The 16,838-nt window shown below is 71.1% G+C and carries 16 protein-coding genes and 1 tRNA gene; 11 read left to right on the forward strand and 6 right to left on the reverse strand.

Annotated elements, in window-relative coordinates; all coding sequences use genetic code 11:
• Positions 1 to 38 precede the first annotated feature (38 nt).
• From DB033_RS15760 to DB033_RS15800, 9 genes are all read left to right on the forward strand, one after another.
• Positions 39 to 1,415 carry a DUF4032 domain-containing protein gene (locus DB033_RS15760; RefSeq protein WP_170315568.1) on the forward strand — a complete coding sequence of 459 codons (1,377 nt, stop codon included), beginning with the start codon at positions 39 to 41 and terminating at the stop codon, positions 1,413 to 1,415.
• Between the two features lie 112 nt (positions 1,416 to 1,527).
• Entirely contained in the window at positions 1,528 to 2,100 is a 573-nt protein-coding gene (locus tag DB033_RS15765; RefSeq protein WP_111767866.1) for an HdeD family acid-resistance protein, read from the forward strand.
• 38 nt (positions 2,101 to 2,138) lie between these two features.
• Positions 2,139 to 2,211: transfer RNA gene (locus DB033_RS15770), tRNA-Thr, on the forward strand.
• A 232-nt stretch (positions 2,212 to 2,443) separates the two neighbouring features.
• Positions 2,444 to 2,626 (forward strand): hypothetical protein, encoded by a 183-nt coding sequence (locus DB033_RS15775; RefSeq protein ID WP_111767867.1) that lies wholly within the window; start codon positions 2,444 to 2,446, stop codon positions 2,624 to 2,626.
• Between the two features lie 133 nt (positions 2,627 to 2,759).
• Positions 2,760 to 3,476, forward strand: a complete 717-nt coding sequence (locus tag DB033_RS15780) for a GAF and ANTAR domain-containing protein (RefSeq protein WP_111767868.1) — start codon at positions 2,760 to 2,762, stop codon at positions 3,474 to 3,476.
• A gap of 7 nt (positions 3,477 to 3,483) precedes the next feature.
• A complete protein-coding gene (locus tag DB033_RS15785; RefSeq protein WP_205843941.1) occupies positions 3,484 to 4,149 on the forward strand; it encodes a TetR/AcrR family transcriptional regulator in 666 nt (221 codons plus the stop codon).
• A 111-nt stretch (positions 4,150 to 4,260) separates the two neighbouring features.
• Positions 4,261 to 5,304 carry an acyl-CoA dehydrogenase family protein gene (locus DB033_RS15790; protein WP_111767869.1) on the forward strand — a complete coding sequence of 348 codons (1,044 nt, stop codon included), beginning with the start codon at positions 4,261 to 4,263 and terminating at the stop codon, positions 5,302 to 5,304.
• On the forward strand, positions 5,298 to 6,749 hold the full coding sequence (locus DB033_RS15795) for a bifunctional PIG-L family deacetylase/class I SAM-dependent methyltransferase (protein WP_111767870.1): 1,452 nt from the start codon (positions 5,298 to 5,300) through the stop codon (positions 6,747 to 6,749). Before DB033_RS15790 ends, DB033_RS15795 begins: the two co-directional genes overlap by 7 nt.
• Entirely contained in the window at positions 6,746 to 7,489 is a 744-nt protein-coding gene (locus DB033_RS15800) for a glycosyltransferase family 2 protein (protein WP_111767871.1), read from the forward strand. The genes DB033_RS15795 and DB033_RS15800 overlap by 4 nt, the downstream gene beginning before the upstream one ends.
• Here DB033_RS15800 and DB033_RS15805 read toward each other — a convergent pair.
• Positions 7,463 to 9,877, reverse strand: coding sequence for an ATP-dependent DNA ligase (locus DB033_RS15805; protein WP_111767872.1), 2,415 nt, complete (start codon positions 9,875 to 9,877; stop codon positions 7,463 to 7,465). The two genes, DB033_RS15800 and DB033_RS15805, sit on opposite strands and share 27 nt — an antisense overlap.
• Positions 9,878 to 9,941: 64 nt before the next feature.
• On the opposite strand from DB033_RS15805, the gene ku reads away from it, so the two are divergent.
• Both ku and DB033_RS15815 read left to right on the forward strand, forming a co-directional pair.
• Positions 9,942 to 10,907, forward strand: coding sequence for a non-homologous end joining protein Ku (gene ku, locus DB033_RS15810; protein WP_111767873.1), 966 nt, complete (start codon positions 9,942 to 9,944; stop codon positions 10,905 to 10,907).
• Between the two features lie 116 nt (positions 10,908 to 11,023).
• Complete coding sequence (locus DB033_RS15815; RefSeq protein WP_111767874.1) at positions 11,024 to 11,899, forward strand: type IV toxin-antitoxin system AbiEi family antitoxin domain-containing protein; 876 nt, start codon at positions 11,024 to 11,026, stop codon at positions 11,897 to 11,899.
• A gap of 46 nt (positions 11,900 to 11,945) precedes the next feature.
• Here DB033_RS15815 and urtE read toward each other — a convergent pair whose 3' ends face one another.
• The 5 genes from urtE to urtA all read right to left on the reverse strand — a co-directional run bounded on the left by urtE (position 11,946) and on the right by urtA (position 16,785).
• Entirely contained in the window at positions 11,946 to 12,638 is a 693-nt protein-coding gene (urtE, locus tag DB033_RS15820) for an urea ABC transporter ATP-binding subunit UrtE (RefSeq protein WP_111767875.1), read from the reverse strand.
• A complete protein-coding gene (urtD, locus tag DB033_RS15825; protein WP_111767876.1) occupies positions 12,638 to 13,390 on the reverse strand; it encodes an urea ABC transporter ATP-binding protein UrtD in 753 nt (250 codons plus the stop codon). The genes urtE and urtD overlap by 1 nt, the downstream gene beginning before the upstream one ends.
• Positions 13,390 to 14,526, reverse strand: coding sequence for an urea ABC transporter permease subunit UrtC (gene urtC, locus DB033_RS15830; RefSeq protein WP_111767877.1), 1,137 nt, complete (start codon positions 14,524 to 14,526; stop codon positions 13,390 to 13,392). Before urtC ends, urtD begins: the two co-directional genes overlap by 1 nt.
• Entirely contained in the window at positions 14,523 to 15,407 is an 885-nt protein-coding gene (urtB, locus tag DB033_RS15835) for an urea ABC transporter permease subunit UrtB (RefSeq protein WP_111767878.1), read from the reverse strand. The genes urtC and urtB overlap by 4 nt, the downstream gene beginning before the upstream one ends.
• 82 nt (positions 15,408 to 15,489) lie before the next feature.
• Positions 15,490 to 16,785 carry an urea ABC transporter substrate-binding protein gene (urtA, locus tag DB033_RS15840; RefSeq protein WP_170315569.1) on the reverse strand — a complete coding sequence of 432 codons (1,296 nt, stop codon included), beginning with the start codon at positions 16,783 to 16,785 and terminating at the stop codon, positions 15,490 to 15,492.
• Positions 16,786 to 16,838: the final 53 nt, after the last annotated feature.

Raw genomic sequence — 16,838 nt, forward strand, 5'->3', positions numbered from 1 at the left:
CGGATGACCCAACGGCGGGCCTGTGCGACGCTGGGCCCATGCGGATGCAGTTCTCCTCGGGGCCCGATCCCACCGACCTGTTGACCCTGCCGTGGTCGACCCCGTTGATCGACTGGCCGAAGGACCTGACGGTCACGCTCCCCCGGGGCATCTCCCGGCACATCGTCCGCTTCGTCCGCATCGGCGGCATCGTGTACGCGATCAAGGAGATCTTCCCGGCGCTGGCGGAGTCCGAGTACGCGATGCTGCGCGAGCTGAACAAGCGGCAGATCCCCTGCGTCACCCCGGTGGGAGTGGTGTCCAACCGGGTCGACGCCGACGGCAACCCGCTGGACTCGGCGCTGGTCACCAAGCACCTGCGCTTCTCGCTGCCCTACCGGGCGCTGTTCTCCCGGCGGATGGACCCCGACCTGGAGCCGAAGCTGCTCGACGCGCTGGCCGAGCTGCTGGTGAAGCTGCACCTGGCGGGGTTCGCCTGGAAGGACTGCTCGCTGTCGAACACGCTGTTTCGCCGGGACGCGGGCGCGCTGGCCGCCTATCTCGTCGACGCCGAGACCGGGGAGTTGCGCGAGCAGCTGTCGACCGGTCAGCGGATGCACGATCTCGACATCGCCGAGACCAACCTGGCCGGCGAGCTGCTGGACCTGGAGATGAGCGGCCTGCTGCCACCGGGCGTCGACCCGATGGACACCGCACTGTCGGTGATGGCCCGCTACGAGCAGCTGTGGAGCGAGCTGACCACCGCGCAGACCATGAGCGACGACGAATGGTGGCGGGTGGAGCAACGGTTGCGCCGGCTAAACACCCTGGGCTACGACGTGGCGCAGATCGACATCGACGACGTCGCCGGCCAGCCGCACGTGATGGTGCAGACCCAGGTCGTCGAGGCCGGGCACCACAAGCGCCGGCTGTTCGAGCTGACCGGGCTCGACGTCCAGGAGAACCAGGCCCGGCGCATCCTCAACGACCTCGACAGCTACCGGTCGCGGGCCGTGATGCCCGGGACCGACGTCGACGAGTACGCGGTCGCCCGGCACTGGCTGGCCGACGTCTTCGAGCCGGTCCTGGAGATGGTGCCGGCCGCGTTCGCCCACAAGCTCGAACCGGCCGAGATCTTCCACGAGGTGCTCGAGCACCGCTGGTTCCTCAGTGAGTCCGCGGGACGCGAGATCCGGCTGGAGGACGCGGCCCGCTCGTACCTGGTCACCGTGCTCGCCCACCGCCCCGACGAGCAGGCGCTGCTCGATCCGGAGCTGATGGGGATGGGCGGCACGGGCGGAGCGGTCGACGACGACGGCCGGCCGGTCGATCCGGACGGTGACGGATCTGGCCCCCCGGCGACCGACGACTACGGGGCGAGCTACACCGGAGCGTCGCAGGCGGTCGAGCACGGCCGGCAGTCCTGGCGCGACTGAGGACTCCCAGCGCACTCCCACACCCGTCCGGAACGTCGAGGGCGTCGGCGACGTTGCACCGGTGACGGGCACGAGGACCGGGGACATCCCCGCCGACAAGGAGCGCAGAACGATGGTGTGGCAGCCGATCGAGGTACGGCAGGCGTCGGAGACGGTCCGGCGGGTGTGGCCGCTGCTGGTCGTCCGCGGGGTGCTGATGGCCGTGTTCGGGCTGGCCACGCTCGTCTGGCCGTCGCTGACGGCGGTGGTCCTGATCGCCGTGTTCGGCGCCTACGCCGTGGTCGACGGCATCGTCACGCTGGCCTACGGCTTCCGCCGCCGGCGGTCGCGGCAGGGCGGCAACGGCTGGCTGCTGCAGGGCGGCATCGCGGTGGTCGCGGGCCTGATCGCCCTGTTCTGGCCGGCCGCCACCGGCGCCGTGGTGCTGTTCGTGCTCGGCTTCTGGGCGTTGCTGATCGGTGTGGTCATCGCGGCCATCGGCCTGCAGCTGCGCCGCACCAGCCCCCGCTTCTGGTGGGCGCCGGCGCTGCTCGGCCTGCTCGGCGTCATCTTCGGCCTGATCATGATCTTCCAGCCGGCCGAGACCATGGTGGCGCTCGCGTCGATCCTCGGTGTGCTCACCCTGATCGGCGGCGTGATGCTCGTCGCGGGTGGTCTGCGGCTGCGGAAACTGCAGCTGGGCTAGTCTGAGGACGGTCCGCGCCCGTCGGGCGGACCGGTCCCGCCGCCTTAGCTCCAACGGTAGAGCGCCTCACTTGTAATGAGATGGTTGTCGGTTCGAATCCGACAGGCGGCTCTGTTTTCGCAGGTCATGATGGGTGTCGTGGCACGGCGGTCCGGGTTGTCCGCCTTGACAGCGCGGCGGCCGTCCGGTCACCATCGTCGGACCGGGTCGGGGGGCCTGACGGTGTGCCGATCACCCCGGACCGACCGTCACACCCGCGTACCGCCCGATCATCACCACCGACCGACACGACCCTGAGGCGCCCCACCGGGCCGCCCGGCACGGCCGACCACCGGAGGACACCATGACCACCACGACACCCGACACGACCGACGTCACCCACGCCGACGGCACCCCGCCGATGAGTGCGCCGACCTACCGGGCCTGCGCCTGCGGCTGGTCCACCAGCGGCGGCAGCCATTCCAGCGCGGTGGATCTGCTGCAGGAGCACCTGGCCCCGTTCACCTCCGGAGCCGACGCGGGCTGAGCGCCGCGGTCGCGCGACCCGGCCCGCGTGCGGCCGAGCCGGCACCGACGCCGGTCTGCCCACCCCGGGCTGCCCGGTACGATTCCAGCAGCGTCCGGACACCTCCGTCCGGCTTCAGGACGGGAGGACCGTGATGGCGGCTGACCCCATCGATCCGACCGGCGTCCTCGCCGAGCTGTCCGGTCTGCTCCGGGCCGACCGGGATCTCGACGCGATCCTGGCCGACGTGGTCGCGATGGCGAAGCGACGGGTGCCCGGGACCGAAGAGGCCGCGATCACCCTGGTCCGCAACAAGAAGGCGGCCACCGTGGCGAGCACCGGCGGTATGGCGGTGCCGCTCGACGAGCTGCAGTACGAGATGGGTTACGGCCCGTGTCTGGACGCCGGCCGCGACAACGAGGTCAAGCACATCTCCGACGCCGCGACCGAGGGCCGCTGGGCCCGCTACCTCCCGCGCGCCCGCGAGCACGGCCTGGCCAGCTCGCTGTCGATCCCGCTGCCGGTGGAGAACTACCTCGTCGGGGCGCTCAACCTGTACGCCTCCGTCCCGGGAGCCTTCGAGCCCGCCTCGCTGGCGTTGGGCGAGGCACTCGCCGCGCACATCACCGCCGCCCTCAGTCACGCCGAGGCCCGGCGCGGCCACCGGGTGCGGGCGGAGAACCTCGAACGGGCGATGGTCACGCGCAGCATCATCGAGCAGGCCAAGGGCATCATCATGGTGCAGCGCAAGTGCACCGCCGGCGACGCGTTCGACATCCTGCGGCAGATCTCGATGGACGAGAACATGCGGCTGGCCGAGGTCGCCGCGCAGCTCGTGGAGAGCGCGTCGGGCCACCGGGTCGAGCTGTAGGTCGGGCGTGACCCGAGCTGGCGGCGTCCCGGCCGGGTCGGGCACGTCCCGTGCCGCACCCGCGGTCGCGTCCCTGGAGGAGGCGATCTTCCCGCACCTGCGCCCGGCGGCGGCCCGGCGGCTGCTGCTGTCGGCGCACCAGGTGTTCGCGCGGAAGGGCTATCCCGCCGCCACCACCCGGGAGATCGCCGCCGGCGCGGGCATGAGTCCCGCAGCCATGTACATCCACTACCGCTCCAAGCAGGACCTGCTGTTCCACCTCAGTCTGCTCGGCCACGAGGCCTGCGAAGAGGTGCTGCGGACGGCACGGGCGGCCGGCAGCAGCTCCGGGGAGCGGCTGTCCGGGATGATCGCCGCCTTCGCCGGCTGGCACGCCACCCACCACACGACCGCCCGGATCGTGCACCACGAGCTCACCTCGCTCACCCGGGACAACTTCGACGCCGTCGCGGTGATCCGGCGCCGGATCGACGGGCTGATCGCCGACGCGGTGCGGGCGGGCATCGTCGACGGCAGCTTCCGGCTCGCCGACCCCGACGGCACCGCACTGGCGATGACCTCGATGTGCGTCGACGTCGCCCGCTGGTTCCCCGCCGGCACGCTGCACTCCCCCGCCGACGTGTCGGTGCTCTACGCCGACCTCGCGTTGCGACTGGTCGGGGCCGCGTCCTGACGGACGGTTGTCGGCCGGACGCGCGGGGTACTGACCGCTTCGCGCCACTGGGCGGCGGGACCGCTGGAAAACACCGGTGACCCCTCGGCAGACGGCGCCCGGACGGAACCCATGTCCTCGCCTGTACGGCTGGCCGAATCCGCTGCCAGCACCGAACTGAACATGCTCGCGTCCCGGGCCACCGAGCTCGGCGACGACGTGTCGCTCGCCCTCACACTCGCGGTCGAGCTGGGTCGCTCCGCGCCCGCGCCGGGCTCGGGTCGCACCCTGCACCGGTGGGACATCCTGGCCACCCTGGGCGCTGCGGACCTGACCGCCGCCCGGGTGGTGGAACCCCATCTGGACGCGGTGGCGATCCTCGACGAGGCGGCCGCCGCCGGGATGCCCGTCGAGCTCGAGGCGATCGGTGCCAGCGCCGACAGCACCTGGGGCGTGTTCGCCGCCGAAGGCCCCGGGGTGGCCGTGCGGGCCACCCGGTCCGACGGCCGCTGGACGTTGCGCGGCACCAAACCGTGGTGCTCCCTGGCCGACCGGCTCAGCCACGCGCTGATCACCGCCCACACCGACGGCGGCCGCGCGCTGTTCGCTGTCTCCCTGCGCGACGGCGCCCTCGACGTCCCCGCCGGCACCTGGGCGGCCCGTGGACTGACGAACGTCCCCAGCGGCCCGCTGGTGATCGGAGCGGCGTCCGCCGTCCCCGTCGGGCCGCCGCGCTGGTACCTCGAGCGACCGGGTTTCGCCTGGGGCGGTATCGGGGTGGCCGCCGTCTGGCACGGCGGTGCGGTCGGGGTGGCCCGCCGGCTGTTCGACCACGGCTGCGACAAGCCCGAGGACCCGTTGCGGCTGGCCGCCCTCGGTGCGGTCGACACCGCACTGACCGGATCCCGATCAATCCTCGCCGCCTCCGCCGGCGCGATCGACCGGGGCACCGCCGCCCCGGCGCTGCTCGCCGCCCGGGTCCGTGGCGTCGTCGCCGCGGCGGCCGAGCTCACGCTGCTCCGCGCGGGACACACCCTGGGGCCGGCCGCGCTCGCGCTCGAGGAGACCCACGCCCGCCGGGTCGCCGACCTCACCCTGTACCTCCGCCAACACCACGCCGAACGCGACGACCTGGCACTCGGCACCACTCTCGTCAAGGACGGCCTGCCGTGGTGACCTTCACCGCCGACACCGACGGCACCCCACCCGCGGTCTGGACCACCGCCCTCGACGCGGCGGGCCTGACGCCGTTCCCGCTCGACGCGCTCACCCGGCTCGTCGTGGTCGCCGCCCACCCCGACGACGAGACGCTGGGAGCGGCCGGCCTTCTGGCGTCCGCGACCACGGCCGGCGTCGACATCGACGTCGTCGTCGCGTGCGACGGGGAGGCGTCCCACCCGCACTCACCCACGCACACTCCGGCGCAACTGGCCGCGATCCGCCGCGGTGAGGTCGCCGCGGCCCTGGCCGTGGTGGCGCCGGGCGCGACCATGACCCTGCTGCACCTGCCCGACGGCGGCCTGACGGACCGGCTCGCTCCGATGACCGAGGCCATCGCCCTCGTGCTGGCCCGCGGCGGCAGCGGTCCGGTGGTCGTCGTGTCGCCCTGGATCGGGGACGGCCATCCCGATCACCACGCCGCGGGAACCGCGGCGTCCGACGCCGCCCGCACCCACCCCGGCGCGACCGTGCTGCAGTACCCGATCTGGGCGTGGCACTGGGGCACGCCGGACGCCGGGGACGTGCCGTTGCACCGGCTGCGGGCACTGCGGCTCACCGCCGCGGTGGCCGAGGCCAAGGGACGCGCGCTGGCCGCGCACCACAGCCAGGTCACCCCGCTGTCGGAGGCGCCCGGCGACGAGATGCTGCTGCCCCGGACGCTGACCGCGTTCTTCGAGGCGGGCACCGAGTACTTCCTGACCCCGGCGGCGGCCGACACCCGGCCGCCGCCCACCGCGTTCCCGGGGGTGCCCGATCCGTCGGCGTTCCCGGTGGGATCGTCCGCAGCCGCCGACGGCAGCCTGGGCCGTGGGTTCTTCGACGACTTCTACGGCGACCGGACCGACCCCTGGGAGTTCGAGACCCGCTGGTACGAGGAACGCAAGCGGGACCTGACGCTGGCGTCGCTGCCGCGTCGGCGGTTCCGGTCGGCGTTCGAGCCGGGCTGTTCGATCGGCGTGCTGACCGCGGGGCTGGCGGCCCGGAGCGACCGTCTGCTCGCCGCCGACATCGCGCGCCGTCCCCTCGATCTCGCGCGGCGACGGCTCCGTGACGCCACCCACGTCGCCTTCGAGCAGCTGCAGGTACCGCGGGACTGGCCGGCCGGGCCCTTCGACCTGGTCGTCCTGTCCGAGGTCGGGTACTACTGCGACAGCGACGATCTCGACCGGTTGATCGACCGCGCCGTGGCGTCCCTGACCGACGACGGCGTGCTGGTGGCGTGCCACTGGCGGCATCCGGTGGCGGAGTACCCGCTCCGCGGTGACGACGTGCACGACCGGCTCCGCGAACGGTCGGGCCTGGACGTCCTGGCCACCCATGTCGAGGCGGACTTCCGGTTGGACGTCCTCGTCCGGCCCCCGGCGGTGTCGGTGGCCGCGGCGGACGGGCTCCTCGGGTGACGGCGATCGACCGGATCGCCGTGGTGATCCCGGCCCGCAACGAGGAACGGCGTCTCGGGCGGGCGTTGACGGCCGTCCGCGGCGCGGCGCGCACGCTGGCCGAGTCCGCTCCCACCGTCGTCACCGACGTGGTGGTCGTGCTGGACCGCTGCACCGACGGCACCGCGGACGTGCTGCAACGGTTCCCGGAGGTGCGGGCGGTGACCAGCACGGCGGGGATGGTGGGGGCGGCGCGCCACCGCGGCGTCGGCGCGGCACTCGGCGATCCGGCCGTGCTCACCGCCCGGACCTGGATCGCCACCACCGACGCCGACTCGGTCGTCCCGGTCGACTGGTTGGGCCGGCACCTGGCCATCGCACGTGACGGCGCCGACCTGCTGCTCGGCACGGTCGTCCCAGACCCGGCCGAGCTCGACGAACGGGCCCTGGCCGCCTGGACGGCCCGGCATCCGCAGGTGGACGGGCATCCGTACGTCCACGGCGCCAACCTCGGTGTCCGGGCCGACACCTACGTCCGGGCCGGCGGTTTCCCCGAGGTCCGGGAACACGAGGACGTCCTGCTGGCCGCGGCGGTGCGGGCCCTCGGCGGGGTGGTGGTCAGTCCGGCCGGGGGGCCGGTGCGGACCTCCGCGAGGACGGTCGGGCGGACACCCGGCGGGTTCGCCGAGTACCTGGGCGCCCTGCAACGGCAGGCCGGTGTCGGCGGGGAGCTGTCACCCGCCGGACTCGGCCAGCAGTGAAGCCGCGTCCTTGTCGGGACGCAATCCCCGCCAGCTGGACGCCCGGATGCGGTGCGTGTCGGTCCATTCGGCGAAGCTGATCTCCCCGACGAGCTCCGGGTCCACCCACACCGCGTCCTTGCGCTCGGCGGCCGGCAGCGTGTCGGCGAACGGGGACGTGCTGCGGCGCAACGGCGCCAGCTTCGCCATCAGCGTGTCCAGCGCGGCCTGGTCGAAGCCGGTGCCCACCTTGCCGGCGTAACGCAGTCCCCCACCGTCGGGCACTCCCACGAGCAGCGACCCCAGCGAGCCGGCCCGGTTGCCGTTCCCGGGCCGGTACCCGCCGATGACGACCTCGAGGTCGTGGAAGTTCTTGATCTTCAGCCAGTTCCGCGAGCGCTTCCCCGGCCGGTACACCGAGTCCCGGCGCTTGGCGACGATCCCCTCCAGCTTGTGCGCCCGGGTGTGGGCCAGCGCGGTGGTCGCCGGACCGGGCAGCTCCTCGGGGGTGTGACAGCTGATCCCGTCGAAGGCCATCGCCGCCAGCAGCTTCCGCCGGTCGTCGTAGCGCTTGTTCAGCAACGACACGCCGTTGAGCGCCAACAGGTCGAAAGCCAGGAACTCCACGGGGATCTCGTCCCGCAGCCGGGCGATCTCGGCGGGCTGGGAGACGTTCATCCGGCGTTGCAGCCGCGAGAAGCTCGGCACCCCCGGTGTGGCGAAGGCGACGATCTCCCCGTCCAGCACCGCGTCGAGATCACCCAGCAGCGCGGTCATCTCCACCAGCTCGGGATAGGTCGCGGTGATGTCGTTGCCGTTGCGTGACATCAGCGTGAGCTCGCCGTGCCGGACGTGGGCCAGGGCCCGGACGCCGTCCCACTTGTTCTCGTACGCCCAGGCGACACCGTCGTCGATCTCGGCGACCGTGCCCAGCGTCGCGAGCATCGGCTCCAGCTCCCGCCGGTCGACCGGCCGCCGCGCAGCGGTGGTCCCGCCGGGCTGTTCGCGGGTGCGGTGCAGCAGCCAGTTCTTGCCGTTGGTGCGGATCAGCGCGAACCGGCCCTTCGCGCGGTCCCCGCGCAACGTCATGATCACCTCGTCGGGGCGCCACTTCTCGGCCTCGTAGGTGCCCGAGTCCCAGATGGTCATCTCGCCGCCGCCGTACTCCCCGTGCGGGATGCTGCCCTCGAACGTCGCGTACTCCAGCGGATGGTCCTCGGTGTGCACGGCCAGGCGGTTGGACCGCGCGTCCTCCGGGATCCCTTTGGGCACCGCCCAGCTCACCAGCACCCCGTCGTGCTCCAGCCGCAGATCCCAGTGCAGCGCGCGGGCGTGGTGCTCCTGGATCACGAAGGTGTTCCCCGCACCCCGTGGCAGCGGGCCGGGCTCGGGCACCGGCTCCGGGGTCTTCGCCCGGTCCCGCTTGGCGCGGTAGATGGTCAGCTTCGCGCCGGGCTCCTCCTCGCTGCCCCAGCTGCCGCCGCCGCCGAACCGGCCGCCGCCGCTGACCGGGGCGTCCCGGGGCTGCGGCGCGGCCTCCGGGCCCAGGGCGGCCAGCAGGTCGCCGTCCTCCCGGGCGCGCCGGAGGACCTCGTCGAACATCAGGTGCTGCAGGTCGGGCGCCTCGATCTCCGCCCAGCTGCGGGGGGCCGCGGCCGTCGCGTGGTCCCGCCCGCGCAGTGAGTACGGCGAGATCGTCGTCTTGGCGACGCTGTTCTGACTCCAGTCGATGAACACCTTGTCGGCCCGCAGGGCCTTGCTCATCTGCGACAGGGCGAGCTTGGGCAGCCGCCGCTGGACGGTGCGGGCGATGGCGTGCGCCCAGGTGGAGATCTCCTCGGAGCTGCGGGTGCCGTCGACCCGGGCGTAGAGGTGCAGACCCTTGCTGCCGCTGGTCACCGGGACACTGACCAGGTCCTCGGCGTCCAGGTGGTCCTTGACCGCGAACGCCACCTCCGCGCACTGCTCCAACGTCGCGCCCGGCCCCGGATCGAGGTCGAAGACCACCCGGTCCGGATGGGCCGGGGCTCCGTCCGGTCCGAAGAACCATTGCGGCACATGCAGTTCCAGTGCGGCGACCTGGGCGAACCAGACCAGCACCGCTTCGGAGTCGGCCATCGGATAGCGGACCGTCCGGTCCTCGTGGCGCAGCGCCTGCGCCGGCACCCAGCCCGGCGCCGACACCTCGAGGTCCTTCTGGAAGAAGGAGTGCGACGCGGTGCCGTCGGGCCAGCGCTTGCGGGTGACCGGGCGCCGTCCGAGATGCGGGATCAGGATCGGCGCGATCGCCGCGTAGTAGGCGATGACGTCGCCCTTGGTCGTCCCCGACCCCGGATACAGGACCTTGTCCAGATTGCTCAGGCTCAGACGGCGGCCGTCGATCTCGACCTGCGTCGACTCCTTCGCCACCGGTTGTCCTCTCAGGCCGCCCCCGCTCTGGTGTCACAGCCGACCCCGGTTCATCATGGGTCACATGCGATCCATCTGGAAAGGTTCCCTCACCTTCGGTCTGGTGAACGTCCCCATCAAGGTCTACAGCGCCACCGAGGACCACGACATCCGGTTCCGGCAGGTGCACGGCCGCGACATGGGCCGGATCCGGTACAGCCGCGTGTGCGAGAAGTGCGGTGAGGTGGTGCCGTTCGAGGACATCGAGAAGGCGTTCGAAGGTGATGACGGCCAGGTCGTGATGATCACCGACGAGGACCTCGCGTCGCTGCCCACCGACCGCAGCCACGAGATCGAGATCATCGAGTTCGTCCCCACCGACCAGATCGACCCGCTGATGTACGACAAGCCGTACTACCTGGAACCGGCGACCAAGTCGCCCAAGGCGTACGTGCTGCTGCGCAAGACGCTGGAGCAGACGGACCGGATCGCCATCGCCAAGTTCGCGCTACGGCAGAAGCAGCGGCTCGCGGTGCTGCGGGTGCGTGACGACGTGCTGGTCGTGCAGACCCTGCTGTGGCCCGACGAGGTCCGCGCCGCCGAGTTCTCCGGCATCTCCGACGACGTCACCATCAGCGACAAGGAGCTGAAGATGGCGGTGTCGCTGGTCGACAGCTTCGCCGCCGACTTCAAGCCCGAGGACTTCGTCGACGAGTACCGTGCCGAGCTCGAGCAGATGATCGACGCCAAGCTCGAGGGGGGCGACGCCTTCCCCGCGGAGGAGACCTCCGACGGCGAGGACGCCGAGGTGCTCGACCTGCTCGCCGCGCTGCAGCGCAGCGTGGAGCGGCAGAAGGGCGGCGGCGCGGCCGCCGACGCAGACAAGCCCGCCGCCACGAAGAAGGCCGACCCGGAGCCCGAGGACAAGCCCGCCCCCAAGCGCCGGGCGCCCGCCAAGCCCCGCGCGACCGCCGCCAAGAAGGCCGACGCCGACGCCGACGGGGCTGCCGCGAAGCCGGCCGCCCGGACCCGGAAGGCCAAGTCCGCCTGAGTCCGGGTCCCCAGGTTTCGGGGTGATTGTGTTCGCTGAGCAGTCACAATCACCCCGAAACCTGGCGTTGTGGATGGGGACGGCGGGCGACGGCACGACCCTGTCAGGGTCGCGCGATGCAGGATCTACGTCTCATCGCGCGCCAGGAGGGGCTGATCAGCCGGCAGCAGGCGCTGACGGCGGGTCTCAGCCCGTCGGCGATCACCCGCCGCATCTCCACGGGCCAGTGGGTCCGGGTGCTACCCGGGGTGTACCGCCACCTCGCGAGCCCGGTGTCGGACCTGATGTGGGTGCACGCCGCGCAGCTGTGGCTCGGTCGGGCCATGGTGCTGCACGGGAACTGGGCGGCGTGGTGGCACGACCTGCGTCCCGAGCCGTCCGGGCCCGTCACTGTCACCGTCCCGCGTCACGCACGGAGCCGGTCACACGCCTACGTGAAACTTCGCCGGCGCGACCTCGAGCCGGTCGACGTCGTCGAGCTCCGAGGTGTCCGGGTCACGACCCGCCAGCTGACCGCACTGGAGAACGCTCGGCTGCCGGACGGCCAGAACACCTTCGACCGGGCGTTGCAACGTCACGTCAGGGTGCCCGAGCTCGAGCGCACCATCACCCGGTTGTGGCACGCCTACGGTGTGATCGCGGCGCGGGACTCGTTGTCGCTCGCCACGGACGGGACGGTTTCCCCGCCGGAGCGGACCCTCGCCGCTGCGCTGCGCGGTGCCGGCGTGGACCAGATCCGTGCCGGCGTCACCGTGGTGGCCGGCGGTCGCCAGTTCTGGCTCGACTTCGCCGACGTGCGACGCAAGCTCGCGATCGAGGTCGACGGCGTCAAGGCCCACACCGACCCCGCCGTGTTCGCCTCCGACCGCACCCGGCAGAACCTGCTGATCCGCGACGGCTGGACGGTGCTGCGCTACACGCCCTGGCAGATACGCGAGGACGTTACCGCGATCATCGCCGAGATCCGTTCCACCTTGCAGCTTTCGGGGTGATCGTGTTCGCTCAGCGGTCACGATCACCCCGAAACCTGACACGGGCTCAGATGGCCATCGCCTCGCGGACGGACCCCGCCGATTCCCGGCCGCCGTCCCCGGTGGCGCTGACGCGGCCGGAGGCCAGCACGTAGTAGCGGCTGGAGGCGTCCAGCGCGAAGCCGACGTGCTGCTCGATGAGCAGCACCGAGAGGCCGCCCCGGGCGGCCAGGTCGATCACGGTCCGCTGGATGTCGGCGACGATCGACGGCTGGATGCCCTCGGTCGGCTCGTCGAGGATGAGCACCCGCGGCTCGGTGATCAGTGCCCGGGCGATCGCCAGCTGCTGCCGCTGGCCGCCGGACAGCAGGCCGGCCTTGCGGCCGCTCAGCTCGGCGAGCACCGGGAACATGGTCAGCGCCTCGTCGATCAGCTCGCGGCCCCGCCGCCGGCCGTCCGCAACCACCTGGAGGTTCTCCATCGTGGTCAGCTGCCCGAACGACTGCTGCCCCTGCGGCACGTACGCCATCCCGCGGGCGACCCGTTGGTACGGCCGCAACCCGGTGATGTCCTCGCCGTCGAGCAGCACCCGGCCCGAGCGGACCTTGAGCAGCCCCATGGCCGCCCTGATCAGGGTCGACTTGCCAGCCCCGTTGTGCCCCATCACCGCGGCCACCCCGTCGGCGGGCACCTCCACGGTCACCCCGTGCAGCACGTCGGACCGGGTGTAGCCGACGGTCACATCGATCAACGACAGCATCAGATCTCCACTCCGGACGAGGCGGCGGTGCCGAGATACACGGCCTGCACACGTGGGTCGGCCTGCACCTGGGCGACCGAGCCCTCCGACAGCACCTTGCCGGCGGCCAGCACGGTGACGGACTTGGCGAAGCTGCGCATGAAGTCCATGTCGTGCTCGACGATGACCACCGTGCGTTCCTGCGAGATGCGTTGCAGCAACTCGCCGGTGGCGTTGCGTTCGTCGTGGCTCATGCCGGCGACGGGCTCGTCGAGGAGCAGCAGCTGGGCGTTCTGCACCAGCAGCATCCCGATCTCCAGCCACTGTTTCTGCCCGTGCGACAGGACGCCGGCGAGCGTGTCGACCTGAGCGGTCAGCCGGATCGTCTCCAGCGCGGCGGTGACCTCCGCGGGCACACCGGCCCGCCGCCGGAGCAGGGTCAGCGGCGTCCGTCCCGCCCCGGCGGCGATGTCGAGATTCTGCAGGACCGTGAGGTCCTCGAACACGGTCGAGGTCTGGAACGTCCGGCCGACGCCGAGGCGGGAGATCCGGTGGACCTTGCGGCCCTGCAGTTGGTTCCCGGCGAACTCGATGTGACCGGTGGAGTCCACCAGACCGGAGATGGCGTCGATGATCGTCGTCTTGCCGGCGCCGTTGGGTCCGATGAGGAACCGCAGGTCGCCCTTGAGGACCGTCAGGTCGACGGCGTCGACGGCGACGAACCCGTCGAAGGAGACCGTCAGCTTGCTGATCTCGAGGTAGTCGGTCGCCATCAGGCCATGCTCCCCACGTCGTGCTTGACGGTCTCGACGGGATTCGCCGCGGGCGGATCCGTCCGGCCCCGGCGCCTGTCGTCCCACCGGCCCCGCGCGTTGCGGATCGCCGCGCCGACGCCGGCGATACCGCCGGGCAGGAACGCGATGACCACGATGAACAGCGCACCCTGGATGTAGGTCCAGAACGCGGGGAACTGCTCCGAGAGCGTGCTCTGGGCCCACGCAACGCCGATCGCGCCGAGCACCGGGCCCCAGAGGGTGCCGCGGCCGCCGATGGCCACGCCGATGAGCATCGCGATGGACGGCGCGACCCCGACGTCCAGTGGCGTGATGATGCCGACGACGGGCACGAACAGCGCGCCACCGATGCCCGCCATCGCGGCCGCGATGACGTACGCGACGACCTTGACGTTGGCCGGGTCGTACCCGAGGAACCGGACCCGCTCCTCCGAGCTCTGGCAGGCGCGGAGCAGCTCGCCGTAGCGGCTGTTGCGCAGCTGCCGGGCGATCGCCACCATCACCAGCAGGAAGCCCGCGGCGATGAAGAACAGCATCTTCTGGTTGGCGGGGTCGTCCAGGTCGTAGCCGAAGAACGACCGGAAGTTGTTGAGCCCGTTGGTGCCGTTGGTGTAGTTCCCCGACTGCGAGCCGAGCACGATGATGAGCAGCGCGAACGCCGCGGCCAGCGCCTGCGACAGGATCGCGAAGTACGCGCCACGGACCTTGCGCTTGAAGGTCGCCAGCCCCAGCACCAGCGCCACCAGGGCGGGCAACAGCGCGATCGCCACGATCGTGACGATGCCACTGCGGAACATCTCGACCCACCCGGGCAGGAAGTCCGTCGTCGGCGGCATGTAGTCGGGAGCCCGTCCGGGGCCGGCGTCGTCCAGCTTCATGTGCAGGCCCATGGCGTAGGCACCGAGCCCGAAGAACACGCCCTGTCCGAGGGTGAGCATGCCGCCGCTGCCCCACGCCAACCCGATGCCGACGGCGACGATGGCGAAGCAGAGGTAGCGCGCGAGCAGGTTGAGGCGGAAGTCGCTGAGCACCGCCGGGGCCAGCACGAAGAGCACCGCGGCGGCGACGAGGAACGGGATGAACGCCGAGAACCGGCTCGAGGTCAGCGCTTTCATGCCAGGCTCCGGGTGCGCACGTTGAAGATGCCCTGCGGCCGCAGTTGCAGGAACGCGACGATGGCGACGAAGACGATGATGCGGGCCAGCGAGGCGTCGTAGATCTTCTCCAGCGCCGCCTGGCCGATGCCGAGGACGAACGCGGCGATGACCGCACCCTTGATCTGCCCGATGCCTCCCACCACGACGATCAGGAAGGCGTTGATGATGTAGGACTGCCCGACCGAGGAGTTCACCGGCGACAGCTGGGTGAGGGCGACGCCGGCGATACCGGCCAGCCCGGAGCCGAGGAAGAACGTCAGCCGGTCGGTGGCGCGGCTGGAGATGCCGGAGCACTCGGCGAGCTGGCGGTTCTGCACGGTGGCGCGGATGCGGCGTCCCAGCGACGTGGTCTTCAGCGCGACGGACAGGCCGACGACGGTGACGACGGCGAGCACCAGCACGAAGACCCGGGTCTTGGGGAAGTCGAAGCCGAACAGCTCCAGCGGACCCTGCAGCCAGGTCGGCGTCCGTACCGACTTGCCCTGGGTGCCGAAGATGTTCTTGGCCAGCTGCTGCAGGATGAGCGACACACCGTAGGTCACCAGCAGGGTGTCCAACGGGCGGTGGTACATCCGTCGCAGCAGCGTCATCTCGAGCACGACGCCCAGCAACCCGCCGACCAGGAACGCCACCGGGATGGAGAGCAGCAGGCCGACGCCCGCGTTGTCGAACAGTCCCTGCACGACGAAGGCGGTGTAGCCGCCGGCCATGATGAACTCGCCGTGCGCCATGTTGATGACGCCCATCTGACCGAAGGTCAGGGCCAGACCGATCGCCGCGAGCAGCAGGATCGATCCGATGCTCAGGCCGGTGAAGACCTGCGAAACCACTACATCCATCGGGACTCCGAGGGTCGGGGTGGGTGACTGCGGTGCCGTGGTGGACCCGGCGGCGGGGCGGTGGGCCCCGCCGCCGGGGTCGTCAGCTCAGGCCGGCGGCCCAGGGGTAGGTGGTCAGGTACGGATCCGGCTCGATGGGCGCCGGCGAGGTCCACTCGGTGTAGATGAGCCCGTCCTCGGCGACCTTGCCGATCAGCGCGGTCTTGGCGATGTGGTGGTTGTCGCCGTTGATGGTGACGGTCCCCTCCGGCGCCTCGAAGCTGACTCCGCCGGCGTTGGCCTGGATGTCGGCGACGGCGAAGGACTTGCCCTTCTCGACGGTGTTCTTCCACAGGTACATAGACGTGTAGGCGGCTTCCATCGGGTCCGACGTCACGCGGTCGTCCCCGTACTTGGCCTTGAAGTCCTCGACGAACTTCTTGTTGGCTGGCGTGTCCAGCGTCTGGTAGTAGTTCCACGCGGTCAGCTGACCGACGAGGTTCTCGACGCCGACGCCGGAGACCTCCTCCTCGGCGATGGACACCGAGACGACCGGCATGGTGTCGGCGGCGAGCCCGACGTTGCGGTACTCCTTGAAGAAGGAGACGTTGGCGTCGCCGTTGAGGGTGTTGAACACCGCGCCGGCACCGGAGTCCTTGACCTTGGTGATGATCGTGGAGAAGTCGGCGCCCGAGGCCAGCGGCACGTACTCCTCACCCTTGATCTCCATACCGTTCGCCGCGGCCCAGGCCTTGATCTCCTTGTTGGCGGTCTGCGGGAAGACGTAGTCGCTGCCGACGAGGAACAGGCTGGTGACGCCCTGCTCCTTGAGGTAGTCCAGGGCGGGCAGGATCTGCTGGTTGGTGGTGGCGCCGGTGTAGAAGATGTTCTTGCTCGACTCCAGACCCTCGTACTGGACGGGGTAGTAGAGCAGGGCGTCGTTGCTCTCGAAGACAGGCAGCATGGCCTTGCGAGAGGAGGAGGTCCAGCCCCCGAAAACCGCAGCGACGCAATCGCTCTGGATGAGCTTGGTCGCCTTCTCGGCGAAGGTGGCGGGTTCGGAGGCGCCGTCCTCGGCGACCACCTCGAGCTGCTTGCCGAGGACGCCGCCCGCGGCGTTGATCTCGTCGGCGGCCATCATCAGCGACTCCTGGACGGTCTTCTCGCTGATCGCCATCGTGCCGGAGAGCGAGTTGAGGAACCCGATCTTCACGGAGTCGCCCGAGGTGTCGACGCAGGAGGCGCCCGCGGCGGCCGGAGTGGCCGATCCGGCGGACGAGCTGGTCGTCGTCGAGCCGCCGGCCTGCGGGGTGATCTTGCTGCCGCAGGCGGTCAGCACCAGGACCGCGGTCAGTCCGAGCAGTCCCGCGCTCGTGATGTTTCGTCGGGTGTGTTTCACGGCAACGCCTTTCGCAGTTCGATGGGTGTTCTTCGCGGAACAACGGCCGGCGC

It is taken from the genome of Nakamurella deserti (assembly GCF_003260015.1).
Taxonomy (GTDB): Bacteria; Actinomycetota; Actinomycetes; order Mycobacteriales; family Nakamurellaceae; genus Nakamurella; species Nakamurella deserti.

Bases quoted from the DNA above. Each gene is read 5' to 3' on its own strand.
- urtB (WP_111767878.1), bottom strand. From the start codon at position 15,407: ATGGATGTAGTGGTTTCGCAGGTCTTCACCGGCCTGAGCATCGGATCG.
- DB033_RS15790 (WP_111767869.1), top strand. From the start codon at position 4,261: ATGTCCTCGCCTGTACGGCTGGCCGAATCCGCTGCCAGCACCGAACTG.
- urtC (WP_111767877.1), bottom strand. From the start codon at position 14,526: ATGAAAGCGCTGACCTCGAGCCGGTTCTCGGCGTTCATCCCGTTCCTC.
- urtD (WP_111767876.1), bottom strand. From the start codon at position 13,390: ATGGCGACCGACTACCTCGAGATCAGCAAGCTGACGGTCTCCTTCGAC.
- DB033_RS15775 (WP_111767867.1), top strand. From the start codon at position 2,444: ATGACCACCACGACACCCGACACGACCGACGTCACCCACGCCGACGGC.
- DB033_RS15760 (WP_170315568.1), top strand. From the start codon at position 39: ATGCGGATGCAGTTCTCCTCGGGGCCCGATCCCACCGACCTGTTGACC.
- DB033_RS15815 (WP_111767874.1), top strand. From the start codon at position 11,024: ATGCAGGATCTACGTCTCATCGCGCGCCAGGAGGGGCTGATCAGCCGG.
- urtE (WP_111767875.1), bottom strand. From the start codon at position 12,638: ATGCTGTCGTTGATCGATGTGACCGTCGGCTACACCCGGTCCGACGTG.
- ku (WP_111767873.1), top strand. From the start codon at position 9,942: ATGCGATCCATCTGGAAAGGTTCCCTCACCTTCGGTCTGGTGAACGTC.
- DB033_RS15780 (WP_111767868.1), top strand. From the start codon at position 2,760: ATGGCGGCTGACCCCATCGATCCGACCGGCGTCCTCGCCGAGCTGTCC.
- DB033_RS15765 (WP_111767866.1), top strand. From the start codon at position 1,528: ATGGTGTGGCAGCCGATCGAGGTACGGCAGGCGTCGGAGACGGTCCGG.